The organism is Streptomyces sp. NPDC093071 (assembly GCF_044754545.1).
In the GTDB taxonomy this organism is placed as follows: Bacteria; Actinomycetota; Actinomycetes; order Streptomycetales; family Streptomycetaceae; genus Streptomyces.
The window spans coordinates 176,206-186,514 of sequence record NZ_JBIVPH010000001.1 but is presented as its reverse complement, the minus strand read 5'-3'; the positions used below and the strand labels follow the sequence as shown (position 1 = coordinate 186,514).

Sequence of the window (10,309 nt, the reverse complement as noted above, 5' to 3'; positions counted from 1 at the left end):
CGATGGCGAACGAAGACAAGCTCCGCGACTACCTCAGGCGGACCACCGCCGACCTGCTGCGCACCCGCGCGCGGCTCGACGAGGTCGAGCAGGCCGCCGGCGAACCCCTGGCGATCGTCGGCATGGCCTGCCGCTATCCCGGAGGCGTCCGGTCGCCCGAGGACCTCTGGCGGCTGGTCGCGTCGCGGACCGACGCGATCGGCCCCTTCCCGCGCGACCGGGGCTGGCCGCTCGACCGGCTCGTCGACCCCGACCCGGCCAAGGAGGGCACCACCTACGCCGACCAGGGCGGCTTCCTCCACGACGCCGCGGACTTCGACGCCGAACTGTTCGGCATCAGCCCCCGCCACGCCCTCACCGTCGACCCGCAGCAGCGACTGCTGCTCCAGACCGCCTGGGAGGCCTTCGAACGCGCGGGCATCGACCCGCGCTCCCTGTCCGGGCAGTCCGTCGGGGTCTTCGCCGGCGTCATGTACGGCGACTACGGCTCCCGCCACGCCCGCGCCCCCGAGGGCTTCGAGGGGTTCATCGGCACCGGCAGCGCCGGCAGCGTCGCGTCCGGCCGGGTCGCGTACACCTTCGGGCTCGAAGGCCCCGCCGTCACCGTCGACACCGCCTGCTCCTCCTCGCTCGTCGCCCTGCACTACGCCGCCCAGGCGGTGCGCCGGGGCGACTGCCGGATGGCCCTGGCCGGCGGGGCGACGGTGATGGCCACCCCGGCGACCTTCGTGGAGTTCAGCCGGCAGCGCGGACTGTCCCCGGACGGCCGCTGCAAGGCGTACGCGGCCGGCGCCGACGGCACCGGCTGGGCCGAGGGCGCCGGACTCGTCCTGGTCGAACGGCTCTCCGACGCGCTCGCCGCGGGCCACCCCGTCGTCGCCGTGCTGCGCGGCAGCGCCGTCAACTCCGACGGCGCCAGCACCCAGCTCTCCGCCCCGAACGGCTCCGCGCAGCAGCGGGTCGTCCGGGCCGCGCTCGACGACGCGGGACTCGACGCGGCCGACGTGGACGCCGTCGAGGGCCACGGCACCGGCACGGGCCTCGGCGACCCGATCGAGGCCGCCGCGCTGATCGCCGTGTACGGCGGCGAGCGCGCGGCGGACGATCCGCTGTGGCTGGGCTCGCTGAAGTCCAACATCGGACACACCCAGGCCGCCGCCGGCATCGGGGGCGTCATCAAGATGACCGAGGCGATGCGGCACGGCGTGCTGCCGGCCAGCCTCCACATCGACGCGCCGTCCCCGCACGTCGCCTGGGCCGACAGCGGCGTCGCCCTGCTCACCGAGGAGCGCCCCTGGCCCGAGAAGGGACGGCCGCGCCGCGCCGCCGTGTCCTCCTTCGGGATCAGCGGCACCAACGCGCACGTCGTCATCGAGGCACCCCCGGAACCCGCGTCCGAGCCCGAGCCCGGGGCCCCCGGTCCGGCGGACGCGCCCCCGCCCGTCGCCTGGGAGCTGTCCGGCCACACCGAGCGGGCGCTGGACGACCAGATCGCCCGGCTGCGCGCCCACCTCGACGCCCACCCCGGGCTCGCCCCGGCCGACGTCGCCCACACCCTGCGCTCCGGACGCGCCGCCCTGCCGCACCGCGCCGTGGCCGTCGGCCGCACCCCGGACGACTTCGCCCGCGAACTCGCGGCCCTCGCGGACGGCGTGCCCTCCCGCCGCACCGCGCGCGGCGAGGCCCGCCCCGGCGCCCGCCCCGTCTTCGTGTTCCCCGGCCAGGGCTCCCAGTGGGCCGGCATGGCCCGCGACCTCCTCGCCTCCTCCGAGCCGTTCCGCGCCGAGCTGACCCGCTGCGCCGAGGCCCTCGCACCGCACACCGACTGGGACCTGCTCGACGTCGTGTCCCGGGACGACGCCCCCGAACTCGCCCGCGTCGACGTCGTCCAGCCGGCCCTCTTCGCGGTCATGGTGTCGCTGGCCGCCGCCTGGCGCGCGCTCGGCGTCGAACCCGCCGCCGTCGTCGGCCACTCGCAGGGCGAGATCGCCGCCGCGTACGTCGCCGGAGCCCTCTCCCTCGACGAGGCCGCCGCGCTCGTGGCCCGGCGCAGCAAGGCCCTCCTCGCCCTCGCGGGCACCGGCGCCATGGCCTCCGTCGAACTGCCGGCCGACGACGTGCGGCGCCGCGTCGGCGACCGTACGGACCTCGGCGTCGCGGCCGTCAACGGACCCCGCTCCACCGTCGTGTCCGGGGACGCCGACGCCGTCGCGGCGTTCGTCGCCGCCGCCCGCGACGACGGCCTGCGGGCCCGCCCGATCCCGGTCGACTACGCCTCCCACTCCCACGCCGTCGAACCGCTGCGGGACGCCCTCCTGGCCGAGTTCGCCGGACTGCGCCCGCGCGCCTCCACCGTCCCCTTCCACTCCACGGTGACGGCCGAGCCGGGGGCGGGCGACACCACCCGGCTCGACGCCGCCTACTGGTACGCCAACCTCCGCGAGCCGGTCCTCCTCGACGCCACCGTGCGCGCGCTGATCGACGCGGGCCACCGCCACTTCCTGGAGGTCAGCGCCCACCCCGTACTCGTCGCCGCCCTCACCGACACGGCCGAGGACACCCGCCCGGACGAGGAGGCGCCCGTCCACGTCTCCGGGACGCTCCGCCGCGACAACGGAAGCCTCGACCAGCTGCTCACCGCCGCCGCCGAGCTGTACGTCGCCGGCGCGGAGATCCGCCGTCCGGCCACCGGCGGCCGGACGGTCCCGCTGCCCACGTACGCCTTCCAGGAGCGCCGCTACTGGCTCGACACCCGCACCGGCGGGGACGCGCCCGCCCCGGCCGACCCCGGCGGCCACCCGCTGCTCGGCCCCGCCGTCGAACGCGCCGACGGCACGGGCGTGCTGTTCACCGGCGCCGTCCCCGCGACCGGCGCGGAACGGAACTGGACGCGCGGACACCGCCTCGGGGACCGCACGCTGCTCGTCTCCGGCGCGCTGACCGAACTCGCCCTCGCGGCGGGGGAGCGCGTCGGCCTGCCCCGGGTGCGCGAGCTGACCCTGCTCGCCCCCGTCGACGTCCCCGAGGACGCGCCCGTACGGCTCCAGGTCTCCGTCCACGCCCAGGACGACGGCGACGCGGCGGTCACCGTGCACGCGCGGCGCGACGACGAGGCCCCGGACGCGCCGTGGCTGCTGCACGCCACCGGAGTGCTCACCGCGCGTACGGACGGGACGGAAGGGGAGGGCGCCGCCGCGTTCCCGGAGGGCGGCGAGCCCGTCGACGCGGCCGCCGGCTACGCGGCCCTCGCCGAACGGGGCGTGCACTACGAGCCCGCCCTCCGCGCGGTGCGCGCGGTCCGCACGAACGGCGCCACCGCCGTCGCCGACGTCGTCCCCGGCACCCCGGGGCCGGGGTACGCGATCCACCCGACCGTCCTCGACGCCGCGCTCCAGGCGTCCTTCCTGGCCGGACTCACCACCGGCGATACGACCGGCGATGCGGCCGGCGGCACGAACGGCGACACGACCGGCGGCGCCGACACGGACACCGCCGCCGCCGTCACCGTCCCCTTCGCCTGGACCGACGTCCACGTGCACGCCCCCGGCACCCCCGTGGCCCGGATCGCCGTCACCCGGCGCGGCCCCGAGGAACTCGCGGCCACCGCCGTCGACGCCGACGGACGCCTCGTCCTCACCGTCGGGGGCATACGGCTGCGTACCCTGGACGGCCCCCTGCCCGAGGCCCCGCCCGCCGCCCCCGCGCCGGGCCGCCGCCTGGGCGTCGTCGACCCCGCAGGACCGGCCGCCGACCGGCCGGCCGACCCGGCGGACCTGCTCGCCGCGGTCTCCAGGGCGGTCGCGGGCGTCCTCGGCTACGACTCGCCCCGGGACGTCCGCCCCGACCGGCCGTTCCGCGACCTCGGCATCGACTCGATGACGGCCGTGCAGCTCCGCGACCACCTCGGCAGGGTCGTCGGACGCCGGCTTCCCGCCACCCTCGTGTTCGACCACCCCACACCCCGCGCCGTCGCCGCCTACCTGGCCGCCGGAACGGCCCCGGCCGACCGGGAGCGGAACCCGACCGGTGCCGCCGCGCGGACCGACGACGACCCGATCGCCATCGTCTCCATGAGCTGCCGCTATCCGGGCGGCGCCGACAGCCCCGAAAAGCTCTGGGAGCTCCTGGAGCGCGGCGGCGACGCCATCGGGGACTTCCCCGGGGACCGGGGCTGGGACCTGGACCGCCTCTTCCACGACGACCCCGACCACCCCGGCACCTCCTACGTCCGGCGCGGCGGCTTCCTCCACGACGCCGCCGACTTCGACGCCGACTTCTTCGAGATGTCCCCGCGCGAGGCCCGGGCCGCCGACCCCCAGCAGCGCCTCCTCCTGGAGACCTCCTGGGAGGCGTTCCAGCGCGCCGGCATCGACCCGGCCGGCCTGCGCGGCTCGCGCACCGGCGTGTACGTGGGCCTGATCTACACCGAGTACGGCGGCCGGGCCCAGGCCGACCCGCGCGAGCACGGCGGCTACCTCGGCACCGGCAGCGCCGGCAGCGTCGCCTCCGGCCGGATCTCGTACACGTACGGCCTGGAGGGCCCGGCCGTCACCGTCGACACCGCCTGCTCCTCCTCGCTCGTCGCCCTCCACCTGGCGGCGCAGGGACTGCGCTCGGGGGAGTGCGACCTCGCGCTCGTCGGCGGCGCGACGCTGATGGCGACGCCCGCCACGTTCGTCGAGTTCAGCCGGCAGCGCGGCCTCTCCCCGGACGGCCGCTGCCGCGCCTTCGCGGACGCCGCCGACGGCACCGGCTTCAGCGAGGGCGTCGGACTGCTCCTCGTGGAGCGGCTGTCGGACGCGCGGCGCAACGGCCACCCCGTCCTGGCCGTGCTCCGGGGCTCCGCCACCAACCAGGACGGCGCCAGCAACGGCCTCACCGCCCCCCACGGCCCCTCCCAGCAGCGGGTCATCGAGGAGGCGCTGCGCAACGCCGGGCTCGCCCCCTCGGACGTCGACGCCGTCGAGGCCCACGGCACCGGCACCACCCTCGGCGACCCGGTCGAGGCGCAGGCGCTCCTCGACGCGTACGGCGCGGGCCGGGACGGCCGGCCCCCGCTCCGGCTCGGCTCGCTCAAGTCGAACATCGGGCACACCCAGGCCGCGGCGGGCGTCGGCGGGATCATCAAGATGGTCCAGGCGCTGCGCCACGAGACGCTGCCGCGCACCCTCCACGTCGACGCGCCGACCCGGCACGTCGACTGGGAGCGCGGCGGACTGGCCCTGCTCACCGAGAACACCCCCTGGCCCGCGGGCGAACGGCCGCGCCGCTTCGGCGTCTCGGCGTTCGGGATGAGCGGCACCAACGCGCACGTCGTCATCGAGGAGGCTCCCGCACCGGACCGCCCGGAGAGCGGACCCGGCCACGAGCCGGGCGGCGGCGCCCCGTACACCCTGGTCCTGTCCGCGAAGTCGGCGGGCGCCCTGAGGGGCGAGGCCCGGCGCCTGCTGGCCCACCTGGAGGCCCGCCCGGACACCGCGCTGCGCGCCGTCGCCGCCGAACTCGCCGGAGCCCGGGGCGTGTTCGCGCACCGCGCGGTCGTCGTCGCCGGAGACCGCGCCGAGGCCCTCGCGGGACTGGCCGCCGTCGCGGACGACACCCCGTCCCCGCACTCCGTCACCGGCCACGCCCCCGCCGACCGCGCCCCGGTCTTCCTCTACCCGGGCCAGGGCGCCCAGTGGCCCGGCATGGCCCGCGAACTCCTCGACCGCTCGCCCGCGTTCGCCGAGCGGATCGCCGAGGCCGCGGCCGTCCTCGACCCGCTCACCGGCTGGTCCCTCCTCGACGCGCTGCGCGGCGACGCCGACCTGTCCCGGGTGGACGTCGTCCAGCCGGTCCTCTGGGCGACCATGACCGGACTCACCGCGCTGTGGGAGTCGTTCGGGGTGCGCCCGGCGGCCGTCATCGGACACTCGCAGGGCGAGATCGCCGCGGCCCCCACGGCCGGGGCGCTGTCCCTCGCCGACGCGGCCGCCGTCGCCGCCCTGCGCAGCAGGACCCTGCGCGCCCTCGCGGGCGGCGGCGCGATGCTGTCGGTGGCCGCCGACGAGACCGAGGTCCGGAAGGTGCTCGACGCGACGGGCGCGACGGCGGGCGTCGCCGCCGTCAACGGACCCCGCTCCACCGTCGTCGCGGGCGAACCGGAGCAGGTCGAACGGGTCCGCCGCGCCTTCGACGAGCAGGGTGTCCGCGTGCGGCTCATCGACGTCGACTACGCCTCCCACTCCGCCCAGGTGGAGTCCCTGGAGGCGGACCTCCTCGCCGTGCTCCCGGAGGTAGAGCCCCGCGACGCCTTCACGGCCGGGATCTTCTCGACCGTGACCGGCGAGCCCGTCGCGCCCGGCGACCCCGAGTTCGGCCGGCCCGCCTACTGGTACCGGAACCTGCGCGAGACCGTGCGGCTGCGGACGGCCGTGGAAGCCGCCCTGGCGGCGGGCCACGAGGTGTTCGTCGAGATCAGCCCGCACCCGGTGCTCGGCGTCGGCGTCCAGGACGTCCTCGACGCCGCGCCCGGCGGCGACGCCACCGCCGTCCTCGGCACGCTCCGCCGGGACGAGGGCGGCCTCGACCGGGTGCTGCGCTCCGTCGCGGAGGCCTGGGTCCAGGGCGTGCCCGTCGATTGGACCGCCCACACCGGGGCCCGGACGCCGGGCCTTCCGCCCCTGCCCACGTACGCCTTCGACCGGCGGAGGCACTGGCTCGACCCGGCCGTCCCCGCGCCCGCGACCGGACCGGCGCCCGCCGGCCTCCGCCCGGCCGGCCACCCGCTGCTCACCGGAGCGGTCCGCACCGCCGGGAGCGACGGACTGCTGCTCCTCGGCCGGCTCTCCCCGCACGAGCAGCCGTGGCTCGACGACCACGCGGTGAACGGCACGGTCCTCGTGCCCGGCGCCGTCCTCGCCGAACTCGCCCTGTACGCGGGCGGCCTGACGGACGCCGGACAGCTGGAGGAACTGGTCCTGCGGGAGCCGCTGGTGCTCGCGCCGGACGCGCCCGACGGCGGCGCGGTCGAGATCCAGGTGGCCGTCGGACCCCCGGAGCGGGACGGCGTACGGCCCCTGACCGTGCACGCCCGGCCCGCCGACCCCCGGACCGACGGGGCCGGTGCCGACGCCGATCCGCTCGGCGCGCCGTGGACCGCCCACGCGACCGGGAGCCTCGCCCCCGCCGGGAAGCACCCCGGGACCCCCTTCGGGGAACACCCCGCCCCCTGGCCGCCGGCCGGCGCCGAACCGGTCGACGTCGAGGCCCTGTACGACGACCTGGCGCTCAAGGGCTACCAGTACGGCCCCGCCTTCCGCGGCGTCCGTGCCGCGTGGCGGTCGGACGGCGAGGCGTACGCCGAGCTGTCCACGACCGGCCCGGCGACGGGGTTCCGGATCGCGCCCACGCTGCTCGACTCCGCCCTGCACGTCGCGGGCGTCGCCGGGCTCTTCCCCGACGACGGGACCGTCCGGCTCCCCTTCAGCTGGCGCGGCCTGCGGCGGTACGGCGACGTGCCGGACCCGGTGCGCGCGCACTTGCGCCGCGGCGCGGGCGACACCGTGTCCGTGACGCTGACCGGCACCGACGGCACCCCCGTGGCGGACCTCGACGCCGTGGCCTTCCGGGTCGCCGAGCCCGTCGGGGCGGACTCCCTGTACGCCCTCGGCTGGGAGACGGCACCCGGCACGGACGAGCCCGCCGCCGGACCGGCGGTGTGGGAGCTCGGCTCGCCGGAGCACCCCGACCTCACCGCCGTCCTGGCGGCGCTCGACGCGGGCGCCCCGCCGCCCGGGGCCCTCGTCCTGCCCGTCCCCGACCCCGGCGACGACCGCCCGGAGACCCTGCGCGACACCCTGGAGGGACTCGTCGGCACCCTGCGGACCGGACTCGCCACACCCCGCCTGGACCCCGTCCGCCTCGTCGTACGGACCCGGCACGCCGTCGAGGCCGTGCCCGGCGAGGGCGTCGCGGGCCCGGTCGGCGGCGCCGTCTGGGGCCTGGTCCGCAGCGTGCAGACCGAGGAACCCGGCCGGGTCGTCCTGATCGACGCGGACCGCCCCGGCCCGGACGTGCCGCCGAGGGTCCTGGCCGGCGACGAGAACCAGTTCGCGCTGCGCGGCACGGAACTCCTGGTGCCCCGGCTCCGCCCGCACCGGCCGGCGCTCGCCCCGGCCGCCGACCCGGACGGGAACTGGCGCCTCGCCACCGGCGGCAGCGGCTCCGCCGACGACCTGGTGCGCCGCCCGGTGCCCGCACGGCCCCTCGGCCACCACGAGGTGCGGATCGCCGTCCGCGCCGCCGGACTGAACTTCCGCGACGCCATGCTCGCCCTCGGCATGTACCCGGGCGAGGCCGAACTCGGCACCGAGGCGGCCGGCGTGGTCCTCGAAACGGGCGCCGCCGTCGCCGGACTCGCCCCCGGCGACCGGGTCATGGGCCTGGTGTCCGGCGGGATCGGCCCGGTCGCCGTCACCGACCACCGGCTGCTCGCCCCGATCCCCGAGGGGATCGACTTCGCGCGGGCCGCCACCGTGCCCGCCGTCTTCCTCACCGCGTACTACGCCCTGAGCGACCTGGCCGACGCGAAACCCGGGCAGTGGCTGCTCGTCCACTCCGCGGCCGGAGGCGTCGGCGGCGCCGCGATCCAGCTCGCCCGCCACTGGGGCCTGCACGTCTTCGGCACCGCGAGCCCCGCCAAGCACCCCGCCGCCGAGGCCGCCGGACTGCCCGCCGACCGCATCGGCAACTCCCGCGACCTGTCCTTCGTCCCCGCCGTCCGCGCCGCCACCGGCGGGCGCGGCGTCGACATCGTCCTCAACTCCCTCGCGGGAGAGTTCGTGGACGCCTCCCTCGAACTGCTCGCTCCCGGCGGCCTGTTCGTCGAGATGGGCAAGACCGACCTGCGCGACGCCTTCCGCGTCCGGGCCGAACACGGCGTCGGCTACCGCTCCTTCGACCTCATGGAGGCGGGCCCCGACCGCATCGGGGAGATGCTCGCCGACCTCGTGGAGCTGCTGCGGACCGGCGTCCTCACGCCGCTGCCGGTCACCGCGTGGGACGTGGCCCAGGCCCCCCGGGCCCTGCGCCACCTCAGTCTCGCCCGGCACACCGGCAAGGTGGCGCTGCGCGTCCCGAGGCCCCTCGACCCGGACGGCACCACCCTGGTCACCGGCGCGTACGGCGGCGTCGGCCGGCTCGTCGCCCGCCACCTCGCCGCCCGGCACGGCGCGCGGCACCTGCTCCTCGTGGGCCGGCGCGGCGCGCACACGGAGGAGGACCGCGCCCTCCACGACGAACTCGCCGCCCTCGGCGCCCGGGTGACCTCCGTCGCCGCGGACGTCGGCGACGAGACGCGGGTCGCCGCCCTGCTCGCCGGCATCCCGGCCGCGCACCCGCTGACGGCGGTCGTGCACGCCGCGGGCGTCCTCGACGACGCGACGCTGCGCACCCTCGACCCGGCCCGCCTCGACGCGGTGCTGCGGCCCAAGGCCGACGGCGCCCGGCACCTGGACCGGCTCACGCGGGACGCCGACCTCGCCGCGTTCGTCCTGTTCTCCTCGGCGGCCGGTCTCGTCGGCAGCGCGGGCCAGGGCGCGTACGCCGCCGCCAACGTCCACCTGGACGCCCTGGCGACGGCCAGGGCCCGGGCGGGCCTCCCGGCCACCTCCGTGGCATGGGGCCTGTGGCGGTCCGACAGCGCCATGACCGGCGCGCTGTCCCGCGCCGACCGGGCCAGGATGGACCGCGGCGGCCTCCTGCCGCTGTCCCCGGCGCACGGCCTCGCCCTCCTGGACGCGGCCCTGGAGGCGGGCGAACCCGCGCTCGCCGCCGTACGGCTCGACGCGGCCCGGCTCGCGGCGGAGACGGAACTCGCGCCGCCGCTGCGCTCGCTGGTCCGCCCGAGGACCGGCACGGCCGTCGCCGAGGAGGCGCCGGCCGGCGACGGGCTGCCCGAGCGGCTCGCGGCGGCCGAGCCGGCACGGCGCCGGGAGCTGGTGGCCGACACCGTGTTCCGGCACATCGCCACCGTCCTCGGTTCCGCGCCCGGCGCGGACGGCGGCGCCGACGGCCGGACCTTCAAGGAGCTCGGCTTCGACTCGCTCACCGCGGTCGAGCTGCGCAACCGGCTCGGCCGGGCCACCGGCCTGCGGCTCCCGGCGACCCTGGTCTTCGACCACCCGACGCCCGAGGCGCTCGCCGACCACCTCCTGGACCGGCTGGCCCCCGCACCGGCGGCGGACCCGGACGCGGCCGGCGCCCCGGCGACGGCGGAGGAACTGCTCCGCTTCATCGACTCCGAGTTCCGTTCCTGACCCCGCCGACG

Annotated in this window: 1 protein-coding gene; it reads left to right on the top strand. The window is 77.9% G+C overall.

Features of this window, described 5'->3' with window-relative positions:
• Positions 1 to 2 precede the first annotated feature (2 nt).
• Positions 3 to 10,298, top strand: coding sequence for an SDR family NAD(P)-dependent oxidoreductase (locus ACIQD7_RS00755; protein ID WP_402438116.1), 10,296 nt, complete (start codon positions 3 to 5; stop codon positions 10,296 to 10,298).
• The last annotated feature ends 11 nt before the right edge of the window (positions 10,299 to 10,309 follow it).

Coding starts and splice junctions, on each gene's coding strand:
- ACIQD7_RS00755 (WP_402438116.1), top strand. CDS start 3: ATGGCGAACGAAGACAAGCTCCGCGACTACCTCAGGCGGACCACCGCC.